The organism is Chryseobacterium carnipullorum (assembly GCF_003815695.1).
GTDB classification, from domain to species: domain Bacteria; phylum Bacteroidota; class Bacteroidia; order Flavobacteriales; family Weeksellaceae; genus Chryseobacterium; species Chryseobacterium carnipullorum.
In genome coordinates, this window is sequence record NZ_CP033920.1 from 4,436,461 (window position 1) to 4,452,043 (window position 15,583).

At 36.5% G+C, this 15,583-nt stretch carries 17 protein-coding genes; 8 read left to right on the forward strand and 9 right to left on the reverse strand.

Going from position 1 to position 15,583, the window contains the following annotated elements; genetic code table 11:
- Window positions 1-4: 4 nt before the first annotated feature.
- Window positions 5-829 carry a hypothetical protein gene (locus tag EG346_RS20280; protein WP_123881138.1) on the reverse strand — a complete coding sequence of 275 codons (825 nt, stop codon included), beginning with the start codon at window positions 827-829 and terminating at the stop codon, window positions 5-7.
- A gap of 266 nt (window positions 830-1,095) precedes the next feature.
- Here EG346_RS20280 and EG346_RS20285 point away from each other — a divergent pair, with 266 nt between their 5' ends.
- The 5 genes from EG346_RS20285 (at window position 1,096) to EG346_RS20305 (ending at window position 6,441) form a co-directional block, all read left to right on the forward strand.
- A complete protein-coding gene (locus EG346_RS20285) occupies window positions 1,096-1,962 on the forward strand; it encodes a polysaccharide deacetylase family protein (RefSeq protein WP_123881140.1) in 867 nt (288 codons plus the stop codon).
- 184 nt (window positions 1,963-2,146) lie between these two features.
- The gene (locus EG346_RS20290) at window positions 2,147-2,806 is read left to right on the forward strand and encodes a YggS family pyridoxal phosphate-dependent enzyme (protein ID WP_123881142.1); all 660 of its coding nucleotides are present in this window, start codon (window positions 2,147-2,149) and stop codon (window positions 2,804-2,806) included.
- Window positions 2,807-2,862: 56 nt separating this feature from the next.
- Window positions 2,863-4,047 carry a sigma-54-dependent transcriptional regulator gene (locus EG346_RS20295; RefSeq protein ID WP_073331363.1) on the forward strand — a complete coding sequence of 395 codons (1,185 nt, stop codon included), beginning with the start codon at window positions 2,863-2,865 and terminating at the stop codon, window positions 4,045-4,047.
- A 105-nt stretch (window positions 4,048-4,152) separates the two neighbouring features.
- Window positions 4,153-5,514, forward strand: a complete 1,362-nt coding sequence (locus EG346_RS20300; RefSeq protein WP_123881144.1) for an MATE family efflux transporter — start codon at window positions 4,153-4,155, stop codon at window positions 5,512-5,514.
- A 99-nt stretch (window positions 5,515-5,613) separates the two neighbouring features.
- Window positions 5,614-6,441 carry a GLPGLI family protein gene (locus EG346_RS20305; RefSeq protein WP_123881146.1) on the forward strand — a complete coding sequence of 276 codons (828 nt, stop codon included), beginning with the start codon at window positions 5,614-5,616 and terminating at the stop codon, window positions 6,439-6,441.
- Window positions 6,442-6,607: 166 nt separating this feature from the next.
- On the opposite strand, the gene EG346_RS20310 is transcribed toward EG346_RS20305, so the two are convergent.
- From EG346_RS20310 to EG346_RS20320, 3 genes are all read right to left on the reverse strand, one after another.
- Window positions 6,608-7,153: a hypothetical protein gene (locus EG346_RS20310; protein WP_123881148.1), complete on the reverse strand. Its 546-nt coding sequence runs from the start codon at window positions 7,151-7,153 to the stop codon at window positions 6,608-6,610.
- 10 nt (window positions 7,154-7,163) lie between these two features.
- A complete protein-coding gene (locus EG346_RS20315) occupies window positions 7,164-7,667 on the reverse strand; it encodes a GNAT family N-acetyltransferase (protein ID WP_123881150.1) in 504 nt (167 codons plus the stop codon).
- Between the two features lie 287 nt (window positions 7,668-7,954).
- Entirely contained in the window at window positions 7,955-8,521 is a 567-nt protein-coding gene (locus EG346_RS20320; RefSeq protein WP_123881152.1) for a Crp/Fnr family transcriptional regulator, read from the reverse strand.
- Between the two features lie 77 nt (window positions 8,522-8,598).
- On the opposite strand from EG346_RS20320, the gene EG346_RS20325 reads away from it, so the two are divergent.
- Window positions 8,599-9,288: an HAD family hydrolase gene (locus EG346_RS20325; RefSeq protein ID WP_073331379.1), complete on the forward strand. Its 690-nt coding sequence runs from the start codon at window positions 8,599-8,601 to the stop codon at window positions 9,286-9,288.
- Between the two features lie 180 nt (window positions 9,289-9,468).
- Here the strand turns inward: EG346_RS20325 and EG346_RS20330 are convergent, their stop codons facing one another.
- The 3 genes from EG346_RS20330 to EG346_RS20340 form a co-directional block, all read right to left on the reverse strand.
- Entirely contained in the window at window positions 9,469-9,729 is a 261-nt protein-coding gene (locus tag EG346_RS20330; RefSeq protein ID WP_123881154.1) for a hypothetical protein, read from the reverse strand.
- Window positions 9,730-9,781: 52 nt separating this feature from the next.
- Window positions 9,782-10,495, reverse strand: a complete 714-nt coding sequence (locus tag EG346_RS20335; protein WP_123881156.1) for a hypothetical protein — start codon at window positions 10,493-10,495, stop codon at window positions 9,782-9,784.
- Between the two features lie 65 nt (window positions 10,496-10,560).
- Window positions 10,561-12,963, reverse strand: coding sequence for an alpha/beta hydrolase family protein (locus EG346_RS20340; RefSeq protein ID WP_073331388.1), 2,403 nt, complete (start codon window positions 12,961-12,963; stop codon window positions 10,561-10,563).
- 128 nt (window positions 12,964-13,091) lie between these two features.
- On the opposite strand from EG346_RS20340, the gene EG346_RS24925 reads away from it, so the two are divergent.
- Entirely contained in the window at window positions 13,092-13,253 is a 162-nt protein-coding gene (locus EG346_RS24925; RefSeq protein ID WP_164466248.1) for a bacteriocin-like protein, read from the forward strand.
- A 60-nt stretch (window positions 13,254-13,313) separates the two neighbouring features.
- On the opposite strand, the gene EG346_RS20345 is transcribed toward EG346_RS24925, so the two are convergent.
- Window positions 13,314-13,742, reverse strand: a complete 429-nt coding sequence (locus tag EG346_RS20345) for a DoxX family protein (RefSeq protein WP_073331391.1) — start codon at window positions 13,740-13,742, stop codon at window positions 13,314-13,316.
- A 67-nt stretch (window positions 13,743-13,809) separates the two neighbouring features.
- Window positions 13,810-14,685, reverse strand: coding sequence for a GTPase Era (era, locus tag EG346_RS20350; protein WP_123881158.1), 876 nt, complete (start codon window positions 14,683-14,685; stop codon window positions 13,810-13,812).
- 225 nt (window positions 14,686-14,910) lie between these two features.
- Here era and EG346_RS20355 point away from each other — a divergent pair, with 225 nt between their 5' ends.
- Window positions 14,911-15,474, forward strand: coding sequence for a Crp/Fnr family transcriptional regulator (locus EG346_RS20355; RefSeq protein WP_123882823.1), 564 nt, complete (start codon window positions 14,911-14,913; stop codon window positions 15,472-15,474).
- Window positions 15,475-15,583: the final 109 nt, after the last annotated feature.

Consider the following 15,583-nt stretch of genomic DNA (forward strand, 5'->3'; position numbering starts at 1 on the left):
GGATTTACTTCTCTACTAAAACATCCACATTTATAGAAGGTTCTCCTGCCGAGAACTTTTTCCATTCTCCAAAATAATTTCTGTAATAGGTGTTTTTAGAAAACGCAAAAATATTTCCTCCTAAAAAAAGTTTCCCTTTAAAATCTTCAGAAGCCCTCACGGAAACAAAGAAATCCCCATTCAGCCAGATACTTTTATCATTCACATCAAGAGAGATCGTATTATCCCGGATATGTTCTTTTGCTATCGTAAGTTTCAGGGTTTCATTCACAACCGATTCTCCCGGAAAATCGCCTGCAGATTGCTGAATATCAAAAATCAGAGTAACAGGCTTCTCAATGGCGAAAAAGGAAAGATTAAGATTGATCTTTTTTAATTTTACTTTCCTGCTGTTTTTAATCTTAATTGCGTATTCCCTGAATATTTTCTTCAGATCTTCAGAATCATATCCACAATACCCTCTTTTTGAATTTCTGGTTCCAAAGTTTTTTGAAACATATTTCTTTGGAATAATATTTACATTTTGAATTTCAATCAGTTTTTTATTGAGTGAAATATCATATTGATGTAATGCTTCAAAATCTGCAACCTTCATCTGAAATGACTCATATCCGTTTACATCTACTTTCAATATCCTGTTTTTATCTAATCCCGTAATATCAATGAGATACTTCCCTTCCTTATCTGTTATATTACCAATGTCTTCATTCTCGATTCCAATTCTCGCATCCGCAACAGGCAGATGTTTTTCAGAGAAAATGGTTCCGGAAATCTGTTGTCCTGATAAATTGGCGGCAGTGAGAAGAATAAATAGATATTTAAGATTCATCAAATTAAAATAATTCCCGAATATAGGAAGAATAAGGAAATTTCAATACAAATAAGAAAAGTAAAAAGATTCCACATGAATAAATGTTAAAATTAAAGAATACGAAAACATAATCTACAGACCTTCATTCTATTCAAAATATACTTTAAAATAAAGTCCTTAAAATAAAATTAAAAAGTAAAAATTTAACAAATCATGGCATATAATTTGTTAACATTTTAGCAATATTTTAACGATTTTTAACTCTTTAAATCTCCATTATCTTTATGAAAAAAAAATTTGGGGAAAAGTCAAGAAACATGACTTTTCTTGGGATGACTGCATTGATGAGTGCGGCCTCAATTGTATTCAACAGCTGTAATGGCAAAACCGATGTGAAAGAATTTGAAAAAATAACCTCACAGGAACATCCCACCACACAAATGGTCCCCAAAATAGATGATGAGAGCGTAGAAACCGATAAAAGAATTATCTATCTTACTTTTGACGACGGCCCTAATCAGGGAACTGAAAATCTTCTTAAAATTTTAAACAAAAGAAACGTTTGCGCCACGGCATTCCTGGTAGGAAAACACGCCTATGGGAGCAAAAGACAGAAAGATGATCTGGAACTTTTAAAAAGCAACCCACTGATCGAACTGGCCAATCATAGTTTTACGCATGCACATAATAAATACACAGATTTCTATAAAAGTGCTGATGCCGTAGTCCGTGATTTTGATATTGCCAAAGACAGCCTTAAACTTTATGACAAGATCGCAAGAACTCCAGGCAGAAATATCTGGAGACTGAATAATATTAACGTCACCGACATTAAAAGTTCCACCGACGCAGCCAATGGTCTTAAAAAAGCAGGCTACAAAGTCATCGGATGGGATCTAGAATGGAGACCTTCGCAAAAAATGACCCTGAAAGGCAGCCACGAAGCCATGATTAAAAAGGTAGACAGTATTTTTCTGAATGATCTTGAAAAGACATCGAGGCACCTTGTTTTCCTTACCCATGACCAATATCTGAGAGATGCAGATTCTATCAATGAGCTGGACATGTTTATTGAGAAACTGCAGAAAAGCAACAAGTTTGTGTTCAGAAAGATTTCTCAGTATCCGAAGATTAATGATATTCTGAATTAAGGTAACAATTGATTAATGTAGCAGTGTAAGAATCTATCAGCGTAGCCATTTAATGATGCATAGAATAAATTACGTTGGTGGCAAACTGACAACAAGCAACAAACCAACCTGCAATTACAGACACACAACAAGAATTTTACAGATTCATTAGTTTTTTCCTTTTATAATTCAGAAATTTGCATTCATGGATCTTAAAGAAAATTATACAGCGATAAAAAATCAGCTTCCATCAGGCGTTCAGCTGGTGGCCGTTTCAAAAACACATCCGGTTGAAGCTGTCCAGGAAGTTTATGATCTGGGGCAAAAAGTCTTTGGTGAAAACAAGGTTCAGGAGCTTATGGAAAAATACCCTCTCCTGCCCAAAGATATAGAATGGCACCTGATCGGGCATTTACAAACGAATAAGGTTAAATATATCGCGCCGTTTATTGACACCATCCAAAGTGTGGACTCTGAAAAACTTCTTGCAGAGATCAGTAAAGAAGCGGGCAAGAACAGCAGAACGATCAAAGTACTGCTTCAGGTCAAAATTGCTGCGGAGGAAAGTAAATTCGGGCTTGAGATTGATGAGGCAAAACTGTTATTCCAAAAATACATTGACGGTGGATTTCCGAATATTGAAATTACCGGACTGATGGGAATGGCTACTTTTACGGAGGATGAAGAGCAGGTAAGAGGAGAATTTTCCGTTTTGAAAGGGCTTTTTGATGAATTGACTCAATTAAAAACACTGGAAACTTTATCGATGGGAATGAGTGATGATTTCCCCGCTGCCATTGAATGTGGTGCCAATTCCGTAAGGGTTGGATCTGCTATTTTCGGCAGAAGAGATTACTCAAAATAGTATATTTAGGTATAGTTTTTGCTAATAATTGAATCAAAAAATCTAAATTTGCAACTATGCAAAAAATCCTTATTGTAGAAGACGAAAAAGCAATCTCGGGAGTATTACACAGTATCCTTTCTGATGAACTTACCGAATACGAATTTGTTATCGCTGAAGATGGCCTTGAAGGCTACAAACAGATAGAAAAAGAAGATTTCGCATTGGTGATCTCTGATATCAAGATGCCTAAGCTTTCAGGAACAGAGCTTTTAAAGCAAAGCATGATGTTGAAACCTGAAAGCACATTTATTATGATCTCAGGTCACGCGGATATTGATTCTGCTGTTTCCTGTTTAAAGGAAGGTGCATACGACTTTATTTCCAAACCTATCGACATCAACAGACTGATCACCAGTGTAAAAAATGCTTTAGCCAAAGAAAGTCTGAAAAAGGAAAATAAAAATCTTCAAACTGAAAATAAGACCTTAAAAAGAAAGGTCAACAAAAAATACCAGATGATCGGTGATTCTCCTGCTTTGAAAAAAATTCAGGATATGATCGAAAAAGTAGCCGTTTCCGACGCCCGGGTTTTAATTACAGGACCGAACGGGGCGGGAAAAGAATTGGTAGCTCATGCGATTCACAACCAAAGTGAGCGCGCAAGAGGTCCGATGATTGAGGTGAACTGTGCGGCTATTCCGTCTGAACTTATTGAATCTGAACTTTTCGGACACGTAAAGGGTTCTTTCACCGGAGCGATCAAGGATAAGCAGGGGAAATTTGAGCAGGCTACCGGAGGTACTATCTTTTTGGATGAGATCGGAGATATGAGTCTTATTGCTCAGGCTAAAGTCTTGAGAGCGTTGCAGGAAAGCAAAGTTTCTCCTGTGGGAAGTGATAAAGAAATAAAAGTTGATGTAAGAGTAATTGCAGCAACCAATAAAAACATGCAGAAGGAGATTGAGGAAGGAAAATTCAGGGAAGACCTTTACCACAGGCTTTCTGTGATTGAAATCTATGTTCCGCCATTGGATGACAGAAAAGATGACATCAAATTATTAGTGGATCATTTTTCCGGTATGATTGCCGATGAGCACGGTACTGCTGTGAAAAAATTTGATGATAAAGCGATTGATGCGCTTAAAGTTCTTTCATGGACTGGAAATATCAGAGAACTGAGAAACGTGGTGGAAAGATTAATTATTCTTGGCGGAAATACTGTTTCCGAGGAGGATGTTGCAAGTTTTGTAAGGAAATAATTTAATTGAACATTAAATATATGATAACAATTTGCAGTAGCCTTACTGCAAATTTTTTTTTGCTCTATTTTTAAATATTAAACTCTATATGAATCATAAACGATTATGAACTTTTTAAACAAAAACTATACGAAAGAATGCCTGACGCTGGCTCTTCCTGTAATGCTTACGCAGGTTGGGCAGGTCTCGGTGAATCTCTTCGACAATATTATTGTCGGAAAACTTTTAGGTGCGGATGCTCTTGCTTCCGTCTCATTGGGAAATGCAGTATTTTTCTCAGTGTTTGTATTGGCGCTGGGATTTTCATTTGCGATTCCGCCGCTGGTTTCTGAAGCTCACTCCAAGCAGGATCACGGAACGATCAATTCTGTTTTCAGTCATGGATTTGTCATCAATATGTCTGTAGGTATTATTTTAATGGCGCTCTTGCTTTTAGGGATGCCTCTGCTCTATCATTCCGGACAGCCGGCGAAAATCATTCCCAATACGGTAGATTTTCTGGGTATTATGGCTATCAGTATGATTCCGTTTATGGCTTTTCAGACGCTTCGTGAGGTTTCTGAAGGTCTTTCCTATACCATAGGCGTTACCAAAGCTACAATCATTGCGAATATCATCAATATTGTTCTGAACTACGTTTTCATCAAAGGACTTTGGATTTTCCCTGAGATGGGCGTAAAAGGATCTGCTTTAGCAACCCTGATCTCCAGAATATTCATGGTGGTCTTCCTTTATGTGGTACTGGTAAAAGAGAAAAAAACAAGACGTTATATTAAAGACTTTTCTTTAAAAATCCAGGTATTCTCCAGAAATATGTTCGATAAAATGGTGAAACTCGGACTGCCTACCGCTTTACAGATGTTCTTTGAAGTAACGGCTTTCGCTGGAGCAGCATTTATTTGTGGTCTGATCTCTGCTCATGATATTGCGTCTCACCAGATTGCCCTGAGCATGGCTTCGTTTACCTTCAACCTGTGTGTAGGATTCAGTGTGGCTTCAACGGTGATGATCGGAAGAAAGCTTGGTGAACAGAACTTTGTTGAACTAAGAAAAGTGGGAATCAATAATCTGAAAATAGCTTTTATTTTCATGTGTATCTGTGGATTGGTCTTTATTCTGGGAAGAAATATACTCCCGACTTTCTTTACTAAAAAAGAGGAAGTTGAAGTGATTATGCTGGCTTCAAAATTAATGATCATTGCTGCTCTATTCCAGCTTTCAGATGGGGTTCAGGTAACGGCTTTAGGAATGCTGAGAGGTCTTCAGGATGTAAAAATTCCATCGATCTATACCTTTATCGCTTATTGGGTGATTACCATTCCTTTAGGGTATTTCCTGTGTGTCACTATGGAAATGGGCGCTTTCGGAATGTGGATTGCTCTGGGATTGGGACTTACCATCTCTGCTGTTTTCCTGGTGAAGCGGTTTTTAAATATGTCTGCGAAAAGAATTACGCAGAAACCTTAATTAAATAATAAAAATTTGGCAAAAAACTGCGCGAAGTCTTCGACTTCGCGCAGTTTTTTTTTATTTTTGGTCCCGCTATTAAACAGAACAAAAAAAATCATGAAAAAAATTATATGCCTGCTCGCTTTGTATGCAGGTTCATTTTATCAATCTCAGACCAACCAATTTGTCTATGAACTTCAGTACCGGAAAGATGCGTCGGATGAATACAGAAAAGATCTTATGAATCTTGACATCAGCCCAAAATCTATAAAGTTTTATGATAGAAAATTTGCGGAATATGATTCTATCAATAAAAGCGCAAACAGATCTGTTTCCAGATACAGTACAAAAACAGATCAAGTTATTGAAAGAGCACCCAATTCATTTAAAAATAAATGGTACAGAGATTTTTTTGAGTATTTTGTAGTGAATACCAATGACGAAATGACATGGAAACTACTTCAGGAAACGCAGCAATACAACGGTTATAAGCTTCAGAAGGCGACTACCGATTTCGGGGGCAGAACATGGAATGCATGGTTTTCTAATGACGTAAATATTAAAGAAGGTCCATATAAATTCAGAGGGCTTCCCGGCCTTATCTTTATTCTGGAAGACACGGATAAAAATTTCATCTATAAACTGGTCAATAATAAAAAGCTGGACACAGAATATGACACCAAAGATTTTGTAGAAACTCATTATGGAAAATCTGCTATTCCTATTTCCAATGAGAAATTCAACAAGTATATAGAAGAATTTTACGAAAACCCGACAAGGACGTTGGCGGAAAGTATAAAAAACGGCCAGAAAACATCTTTTAAGAACGAAAGTATAGAAACTATTGAAGAGCTTAATAAAAAGAAATCAATGCTTCAGAACGGGATAAAAAGCCGTTATATCTACATCGAAAAGGATAAGGAGCCTTCTTTTAAAAGTAATTAATACCGAAAGCAGAACTGCAGGACAGTTTTTATTAATTTTTCGCTCCCCTAATAAACTACCCCGAGGCAAAGTATCCGGGAAATATCCTTGTCAAGATTTAAAATCTTGACAAGGATAAAAGTAGTTGCGAACCTTCCTATTCGAGCGATCTAATGTTAAATGTAAATTAAATTATAATTCCTCCATACGCCAGATAAGTAAGCTTTGCTCCTTCTACAAATTCTTTAAAACTTGTATGTTCATCTGCATTTTCATTTTGAAGTTCAAAATAATATTCATCAGGATTCACCTTACCTCTAAGAACATATTCTACACGATCCTTTTCACCGTTGTTATTTTTAGGGAAAATCCAAAATATAAATCTCTTGGTTTTGGGATTTATATTTAATAAAGGTAATTCATCCATGCTTGCAATTTTTAAAACCGGATTTCCATTAATTCTCATTGGATCCAATAATCCATTTTCAAAAATCAATTTAAATTTTTCATCCAAATATTTTGGAAACTCGATAACCTTAACCACATCAATAACTACTCTATCCTTTTCCAGTTTAGTCTGAAATTTTGAATATTTGGGATATTCCTGTTTCTTATATTGAGTCTCAAAATGTTCTTTTACAGGGTGATATTTTCCGCTGTAAATATTTTCTGTTTGGGCATTTCCTTTAACCGAAAAAATTATAATGGATAAAATTGTAAATAATTTTTTCATCGTATTAAAACTACCCAACCCTTTTCCCTAAAATCGTCAAGCTCCTTTCTATCCCATCCAGAACCGCTACATTAGGAAACATCCCCCATTCTTCAAATCCGAAATTCCTGAAAAGTTTTAAGCTGGCTTCATTATGAGAAAAGATAAATCCGAGAAGCGTTTTAATTCCTAAGCCGGATGCACGATCGATACAGTATTCCATTACTTTCTTCCCATATCCTTTTCCTCTGCAGGATTCATCCATATAAATACTCATTTCGACAGTTCCATTGTAGGCTGGTCTTCCATAAAACGAAGAAAAACTGACCCATCCCAGCGTTTCATGGTCATTATTTTCAATGATCCAGAGAGGCCTGGTTTCAGGATGATGATCTTCAAACCATTCTTTTCTGCTTTCTACAGAAACATTTTCTGTATCTGCTGTTACCATTCTTGATGGGATGGTAGAATTATAAATCTCCACTATTTTCTCTAAATCTTCCAGGTCGGCATTCCTGAATTGCAGCTCTTCCATCTTTTAGATTTCGTTTTATTTCTCTGCAAAAATAAGAAGTAAAAAACTTTTAAGTATAGAGATTTAATCAATAATTGCAATTATTGTCGGGATGGAAGCTGGAAGAGGGAGGATGGAAGTTACTATTCGGGTTTTATATAGCCTTGTCAAGGTTTTGAACCTTGACAAGGCTATTACTCGAAATTTTTACGGTAAAAAGAAGTAGTCCAACTGTTTTTGTTTGAAAATGTAGCAGCTATCTTTTCACATTCAATGACTCCCCTCTTCCATCCTCCAACTTCCCTACTTTATTTACCCAGATTCTTCAGTGTTCTGTTCAGACTTCTCACCGTAATTCCCAGGTAAGCCGCCATATCTTCTTTTGACATCTGAATATCCTGCTGTACCTGCAGTTCAAGAAGCTGTGTCAAAGTATGTTCTGCGGCATACAACTGCTGATAAGAGGCTCTTCTGGAGGTATTGACAATACGTTCAGCAAAGACCTCCAGCAGATGATTATTCAATGAAAGATCATTTTTGATCAATGATTTGAAATACGGTATAGCCACAGCATAAACCGTGACTTCCGTTACTGCCTCAATACTGCAAAGACAGGAAATATTCCGGATCAGTTCTATTTCTCCGATGATTTCCCCTTTCCCCAGAAACTCAACAATGTATTCTTTATCATTTTCTTCAACAAAAAAACATTTGGTAATGCCTTCTTTAATCAACATTACTTTAGATGGGGTGGCATTCTGGGTTAATATTCTTTCTCCTTTGGAAAATGATCTTATGATGATATCTTCTTTACGTTCCTTCTTTTCGTAAAGATCTTCTAAATAGTTTAAAAACAACTGATTGGTCCGTAACATATCTTATCCGGGACAAATGTCCTTTGGTGATTGAATTTTTATACTGAATTTTGTCGGGAGAAAAATACAAAAGTAAAATGAATAATCACATAACGACGATCGCCTTTGATGCAGATGATACGCTTTGGATCAACGAGCCCTATTTTCAGGAAGCGGAGAAAGAATTCTGTGTGCTTCTGGAAGATTATCTGCCACAGCATTCTGTATCTCAGGAATTATTTAAAACCGAAATGCAGAACCTACATCTGTACGGTTACGGTGTAAAAGGGTTTATGCTATGTATGATCGAAACGGTGAGCAGGGTTTCAGGCGGTACAGCATCGATGCAGCTGATCAACCGGACTATTGAAATCGGCCAGGAACTTCTTCAGAAACCGATAGAATTGCTTGATGGAGTTACCGAAACCCTGGATGCTTTAAAAGGAAAATACCGACTGGTAGTTGCCACAAAAGGAGATCTGCTGGATCAGGAACGTAAGCTTAAAAACTCAGGATTGCAGGAATATTTTCACCATATAGAAATTATGAGTGATAAGAAAGAAAACGATTATCAAAAGCTGTTGAAACATCTGGATTGTCGACCTGAACACTTCCTGATGCTTGGAAATTCTATCAAATCAGATATTCTGCCTGTACTGGAAATCGGAGGTTTTGCGGCACATATTCCTTACCATGTGACGTGGAGCCATGAACAGCATGAGTCTAATTTGGAGCATGAAAATTTTATGGAACTGAAGAGTATTGATGAAGTGTTGAAGTACTTGTAAAAATGCCTGCTCAAATGAGCGGGTTTTGTTTTACTCTTTGGTATAGGTTTTCTACTTCAATATTATTTTTCCATCCTCCGGATTTATACATTGAGATAATAATCATTTTTTCAAATTCAGCTAATGTTCGCGAACCGCCATTTACCGTTGCTCCTTTCCACGGAATCTCGTTGTCCGGAATCACACATAATAGCTAGCCTTAAAGGCATTGATAACTATATAATAATCTGAATCCTCATGATCGTTATTAAATAAAAGCAATGATGCATGAGAAGTTAACCCGTATAAAACAGTTTCCTTAAACATGGTATTGATGGATTCCAGAACTTCCAGCATTGGAGTTCCGCCATCTCCTATTTGATCTTCAGGTTTTGGGATAAGTTCTTTGTAAAACTCTTCCAGTGTTAACTTTTTTTGTTCAAAACGTCTAACTATTGGCATGATAAAAATTATTGGCGGGAAATTAAAAAATTATAGCATTATTTTCATCAGACTATTGACCGCTAAACTTCAAGTATTTCTTTATCTCTTCAGAATTATACTTTTTTTCGAAGTAAGCCAGTTTATCATGATATTCCGGATGTTTTCTTTTTATGAAAAAATATGACTCAGTAATCAGTTCTACCAAATTCTGTGGTGAAGACGGATTATCAAGTACTATCCTGTCAAATTTTATTAAAACTGAATCAATTTCCTTCATCGTCCATTTTGATTCCTTAGCACCAAATAGCTGGATGAAATTTGAAAGCTCATGCTCAGTTTTAATACTGGCTTTATGCTTCCTGTAAACCTCTGTCGCTTTTATATTATCTTTTTCCCAAAAAACCATCTTATAAAGTTCATCTGCTAAATGTGAATTTGATCTTACACAACCTTGAATGATACTAATGGGTTCATTATTTTTCAGATAAGAGTCAAACAGTTGATCCAATATTTTAAGCTTTCTATTAAAAACAGAATATGAACCATAAGTCTTAGCTACAGGATTTCCATTAAAAGCAATATATTCCACTTCTTTATCTGAGGCCTTTTTATCAATCTCAACAAACAATTTATAGACTTCGCTTTCAGATCCTCCATACCCAATGGCAGCCGATTCAACCCGCTTACTTTTTGATAATTCGTCATACAATTTGTTGATTTCAGGAGATAATTGCCCAAAACAAAAAGCAGGAATAAAAAATAATAGACCGGTTATTTTCATCATGGTTATTATAGAAAAGGAATTAAAAAGCCCGTTCCAATCATGAACGGGCTTTCTCTCAAATTATTTTATTTCTTCAGACACTTCTCAAGGAACTGATCCTGTTCCCATAAAAGGTGTAAGATATTTTCTTTAGCGACATAACCATGCGCTTCTTTCGGTAGAAGAACCATTTTCACAGGAGCTCCCAGGTTTTTCAGAGCCTGGAAATATCTTTCGGTCTGCAAAGTGAAGGTTCCCGGGTTGTTATCGGCATCACCATGAACCAAAAGCATTGGCGTTTTCATTTTGTCCGCATTCATAAATGGAGACATCTTGTTATAGATTTCCGGAATATCCCAGTAATTTCTCTGCTCGCTCTGGAACCCAAATGGAGTCAGCGTTCTGTTGTATGCCCCACTTCTTGCGATACCACATGCGAAAAGATTAGAATGGGTCAATAGATTAGCGGTCATAAAAGCACCGTAAGAATGTCCTCCTACAGCTACTTTCTTCTTGTCAATATATCCTAACTGGTCAACTGCATTGATCGCCGCTTCAGCATTTGCTACCAACTGTGGAATAAAAGTATCGTTCGGCTCTGTTTTTCCTTCTCCAATGATCGGGAATGCAGCGTCATCCAGTACCGCATATCCTTTTGTTGTCCAGTATACGAAAGATCCGTAGTATGGGAACGTAAAGTCATTCGGGTTCTGAGTATTTTGTCCTGCTGTATTTTTATCCTTATATTCTGTAGGGTACGCCCAGATCAGTAAAGGAAGTTTTTCTTTTTTAGCTTTCCTGTCGTAGTTGGCAGGCAGATAAAGCGTTCCTGTTAAAGTAACTCCGTCATTTCTTTTATACGTAATTACTTCTTTGTAAACATCTTTAATGCTTTCAAAAGGGTTCGCAAATTGGGTTACGGCTTCTGCTTTATTAGATTTAATATTCTTTTTAAAATAGTTCGGATAAAGGCTTGGAGACTGTTGAGTCGTTAAGATTTCACCTTTCGAAGCATTTAAGATATCAATAATCTCTTCTTTACCATTCTTAACGTTGGAAGTGTATAGTCTTTTCTTTTTAAGTGACTTTACATCCATTTCGTCGATGAAAGGATGCTGTCCATCTTTTGTAAATCCGTCTCCGATCAGGTAAGTCTTCCCTCCTTTCATATCGATAACATATCTTCCATACTGGTTTTTAGCAGTATTGAAATTCCCCGGATCACTGTATACATCCTGATAATTTCTGTCATCAATCACTTTTGAATCCCCATTATTAAGATCCACCAAATATGATTTTGTATTCCTTGTGTCGTACCAACCTTCAGAAACTACAGCATAATGATCATTGGTCCAGCTTACACCTTCATATCTCTGTTTTGTTTTAAAGAATGACTTTGGAGCGGCCGTAAAAGGAGCTTCCCACGTAAAGATCTCATCTCTGTATTCTGCGGTTTTAGACTGATCTCCTCCATCCAATGCTTCAGCAAACAACAAAGTTGCCGGTGCATCACTTCTCCAGCCCATACTTCTTTTTCCTTCTCTTACCGATGAAAATCCTTTCGGCATGATTTCATTCAAAGGAACATCGTTCACTACTTTTACCGCATTTCCTTTCATATCATAAACAGTAGCTGTCAGCGGGAATCTGCTTAACGGAACGATATATGAGAACGGTTTCCTGATCACTGTAGTCATTAAATAATTTCCGTCCGGAGAAAAGCTAAGACCGGAATACATATCCTGATCTTTTACTTTTTTAAGAGTTCCGTTCAGGTCTACATTATAAATTTCAGAAGCGGTAAGAACCTCAAAGTTCTTTTCATCCTGAGGATTTTTTAAAAGATCCTGGTAAGTTCTGTTTTGAGAAACTTTACCGTCAGCTGTAGAAACAATAGGACCCGTTGGAAGGTCTTTGCTGGCGTCAATCAGCGCAGGTCTGTTCTGAGGAAGTTTTCTGATCAACAAGCTTTGTGAATCGTTGTACCATACGTAAGGTGTTCCCAGGTTCGCATTCAGGTTATCTTCAGTAATTTTTTTGGCGGTTGCCGTTTCCATATCCACCAACCAAAGTTCTACTCCCTTGCTGGTTGTATTGGTAAATACCAGTTTCTTTTCGTCCGGTGAAAATGAAATGTAGGTAATTTTAGCATTCGCAGGCAGATTTTTAACCTGTATCTCATTTTTATCATTGATCTTTCTGATCTTCAGATTATTGGAATAAGTGACGCTGCTTGAAATATTAGTAACCGGATTGATTCTTAATCCTGCCAGTTTCATTTCCTGCTGATTAAGATCTTCCAGTGTTTTATATGTAGGACGGTAAGTAAAAACCACCCAGTCTTTTTTGCTGTTCATCAGAACGCTTGGAGGTCTTTCATAATCTGCCAGTTTTAGGATTTCTGCAGATGGCTTCTGATAAGTAATATTCTCCTGTGCATCATAGAAATTGAGAAATGCCAAAAGGCAAATGGTCAGTTTTATCTTCATATAAATTCATTTTCTACGAAAGTAGTGATTTTTGTGATATAACTAAAACAGTTAATTTTAATACCCGTTACTGTGATATAAATTAAAAATTCTATATTCGTATAGATCAAATTAATTCAATATTCATTATGAAAAATTTAAAGAAATTATCCAAGAGAGATCTTAAAACGATCATTGGAGGGCAGGTACCTTCATGTCCTACAGGATACAAGCCATGCGTGGCCGGAGTAGATGAAAACGATATCATTACATGGACCTGTGTTTGGTCTTCGCTGCCTTGTAAACCTTAATAAAAAACAAAAAAGAGCATTAGTTGTCTAATGCTCTTTTTTTATATTTTCTTGACTGATTTACCAGTCTGAAGCTCTTTTTCGCTTTTCTATCATATGATCTACAGATACTTTACCTGCGCCAAAAGCCATCAGGAGAAGATATACTGAAAGATAGATGAGACTCATTTCTCTTTTCTCAAACGGATCTGCTCCGTGAACTACAAAAGCAGCGATGATCATGGTAAAGATCAGAAAACCTAACGAAATCCTGGTAAACAATCCTAAAATAAGAAGTATTGAACATACAAATTCAGCAATAACAGTAAGAACAAGAGATACTAAAGGCCCTAATCCTATAAAGTCAAAAAACTCAATTTTACCGCCCTCCAAAAGCATCTGAAGTTTTGGAAAACCGTGAGAGAGCATAGCAAAACCTATAAATACTCTCACAACGAATAAAATAATATCTTTAGGTACTGAGCTTGAATTTGAATTGAAATAGTTCATTTACTAAAAATTTAAATTAAAGGTAATAAAAATCTTTTAATAGAACGGAATCACGAGCGTTTTTAGTCTATCTGTACCCGAAATTTTTCAAATCTCTGTCGTTTTTACGCCAGTCTTTTTTCACTTTCACAAAAAGATTCAAATGAATTTTCTTGGAAAAGAATTTTTCCAGATCGATCCTGGCTTCTGTTCCTACTTTTTTGATGGCATCTCCTTTATGACCAATGATAATTCCTTTCTGGGTATCTCTTTCCACATAAATAATAGAATCGATGAAAATGATCCCTTCTTTTTCTTTAAACTGCTCGGTAACGACCTCTACGGAATAAGGAATTTCTTTCTCATAGTTTAAGAGGATCTTTTCACGGATCGCTTCGTTCACGAAAAATCTTTCAGGCTTATCTGTGTACTGCTCCTTATCATAATAAGCAGGACTCTCCGGCAACAGAGATCTTAATTTGGGCAGAATGATATCTGTATTGAAAGCATTCAAGGCAGAAATAGGAAGGATCTCCGCTTTTGGAATCCTGTTGTGCCATTCTTCTACCTGTTTTTCAAGTCCTTCCTGAGTGGTCTGGTCTACTTTATTCAGTAAAAGTAAAACCGGAACCGGAATCTTGTTCAGTTTATCTATTAAAAATTCTGAAGGTTCAGCTTTATCCGTGACGTCTACGATGAATAAAAATACATCGGCATCCTGTAAAGAATCCTTTACAAAATCCATCATTTTCTCCTGAAGGCCATATTTCGCATCCAATACTCCGGGAGTATCTGAAAATACGATCTGTAGGTCTTCCTCATTATAAATTCCAAAAATTCTGTGGCGGGTTGTCTGTGCCTTCTGCGTTACAATAGCTAGTTTTTCTCCCATTAATTGATTTAATAAGGTAGATTTTCCAGCATTGGGCTTTCCGACTATGTTTACAAATCCAGCTTTATGCATATAAATAGTATTACGAACTGCAAAGTTAGTAAAACAAAACTGGTCTTCAAGGTTTAAGTCTACTTTTAGAAAATAAAAAAGCTTAATTGCTTTAAAAAAATAGAATGCTCCTCTTTAATTCAATCATTGATCTGTCTATTTATCTTCTTACTTTTGAAAATTAAACGAAATACAGTTGTATTGCATCCCATAAAACCAATACTTTTGACCTTATTAATTGACCTTATGGATATAGATCAGATCCTTGACCGTATAGATGTACTTCCTGATGCCTCTAAAGCTTCATTGAAAAAACATATCACGGAAGTATCCCACCCCAAATACTTCTGTCTTATGGAATCGGATAAGATCATTCCCCATATTTATTTTATAAAAAAAGGGATTGTACGGGCTTATGCTTCTACCGCCGATAATGATATTACGTTCTGGTTCGGGAGCGAAGGGGAAACTATTGTTTCCATGAAGAGTTACGTAGAAGATCGGCCAGGCTATGAAAGCATAGAACTTCTGGAAGACTGTGATCTTTACATTCTGGAAACGGAAAGTCTCAGAAAACTCTTCAATGAGGACATCCACATCGCGAACTGGGGAAGAAAATTTGCAGAAAAAGAACTGGTAAAAACAGAAGAGCTTATTATTTCAAGGCAGTTTAAAACATCTTTGGAACGATATAAAGATCTGATGACCAATAAATCGGATCTGCTAAAAAGGGTTCAGCTGGGTCATATTGCTTCTTATCTGGGCATTACACAGGTAAGTTTGAGCAGGATCAGGGCAGAGATAAAATAAGAAGGCTGGAAGCTTCTAATGGTCATTCACTTTAATAGTTTCTTTAAATAAATAATTTTTGACTGTCATTGTGCTTGTGGTTCCCTGTAATTTATCTTTCCAATCTTTA

Bases quoted from the DNA above. Each gene is read 5' to 3' on its own strand.
- EG346_RS20355 (WP_123882823.1), top strand. From the start codon at position 14,911: ATGGATATAGATCAGATCCTTGACCGTATAGATGTACTTCCTGATGCC.
- EG346_RS20295 (WP_073331363.1), top strand. From the start codon at position 2,863: ATGCAAAAAATCCTTATTGTAGAAGACGAAAAAGCAATCTCGGGAGTA.
- EG346_RS20310 (WP_123881148.1), bottom strand. From the start codon at position 7,153: ATGAAAAAATTATTTACAATTTTATCCATTATAATTTTTTCGGTTAAA.
- EG346_RS20315 (WP_123881150.1), bottom strand. From the start codon at position 7,667: ATGGAAGAGCTGCAATTCAGGAATGCCGACCTGGAAGATTTAGAGAAA.
- EG346_RS24925 (WP_164466248.1), top strand. From the start codon at position 13,092: ATGAAAAATTTAAAGAAATTATCCAAGAGAGATCTTAAAACGATCATT.
- EG346_RS20345 (WP_073331391.1), bottom strand. From the start codon at position 13,742: ATGAACTATTTCAATTCAAATTCAAGCTCAGTACCTAAAGATATTATT.
- EG346_RS20320 (WP_123881152.1), bottom strand. From the start codon at position 8,521: ATGTTACGGACCAATCAGTTGTTTTTAAACTATTTAGAAGATCTTTAC.
- EG346_RS20300 (WP_123881144.1), top strand. From the start codon at position 4,153: ATGAACTTTTTAAACAAAAACTATACGAAAGAATGCCTGACGCTGGCT.
- EG346_RS20340 (WP_073331388.1), bottom strand. From the start codon at position 12,963: ATGAAGATAAAACTGACCATTTGCCTTTTGGCATTTCTCAATTTCTAT.
- era (WP_123881158.1), bottom strand. From the start codon at position 14,685: ATGCATAAAGCTGGATTTGTAAACATAGTCGGAAAGCCCAATGCTGGA.
- EG346_RS20330 (WP_123881154.1), bottom strand. From the start codon at position 9,729: ATGCCAATAGTTAGACGTTTTGAACAAAAAAAGTTAACACTGGAAGAG.
- EG346_RS20285 (WP_123881140.1), top strand. From the start codon at position 1,096: ATGAAAAAAAAATTTGGGGAAAAGTCAAGAAACATGACTTTTCTTGGG.
- EG346_RS20305 (WP_123881146.1), top strand. From the start codon at position 5,614: ATGAAAAAAATTATATGCCTGCTCGCTTTGTATGCAGGTTCATTTTAT.
- EG346_RS20335 (WP_123881156.1), bottom strand. From the start codon at position 10,495: ATGATGAAAATAACCGGTCTATTATTTTTTATTCCTGCTTTTTGTTTT.
- EG346_RS20280 (WP_123881138.1), bottom strand. From the start codon at position 829: ATGAATCTTAAATATCTATTTATTCTTCTCACTGCCGCCAATTTATCA.
- EG346_RS20290 (WP_123881142.1), top strand. From the start codon at position 2,147: ATGGATCTTAAAGAAAATTATACAGCGATAAAAAATCAGCTTCCATCA.
- EG346_RS20325 (WP_073331379.1), top strand. From the start codon at position 8,599: ATGAATAATCACATAACGACGATCGCCTTTGATGCAGATGATACGCTT.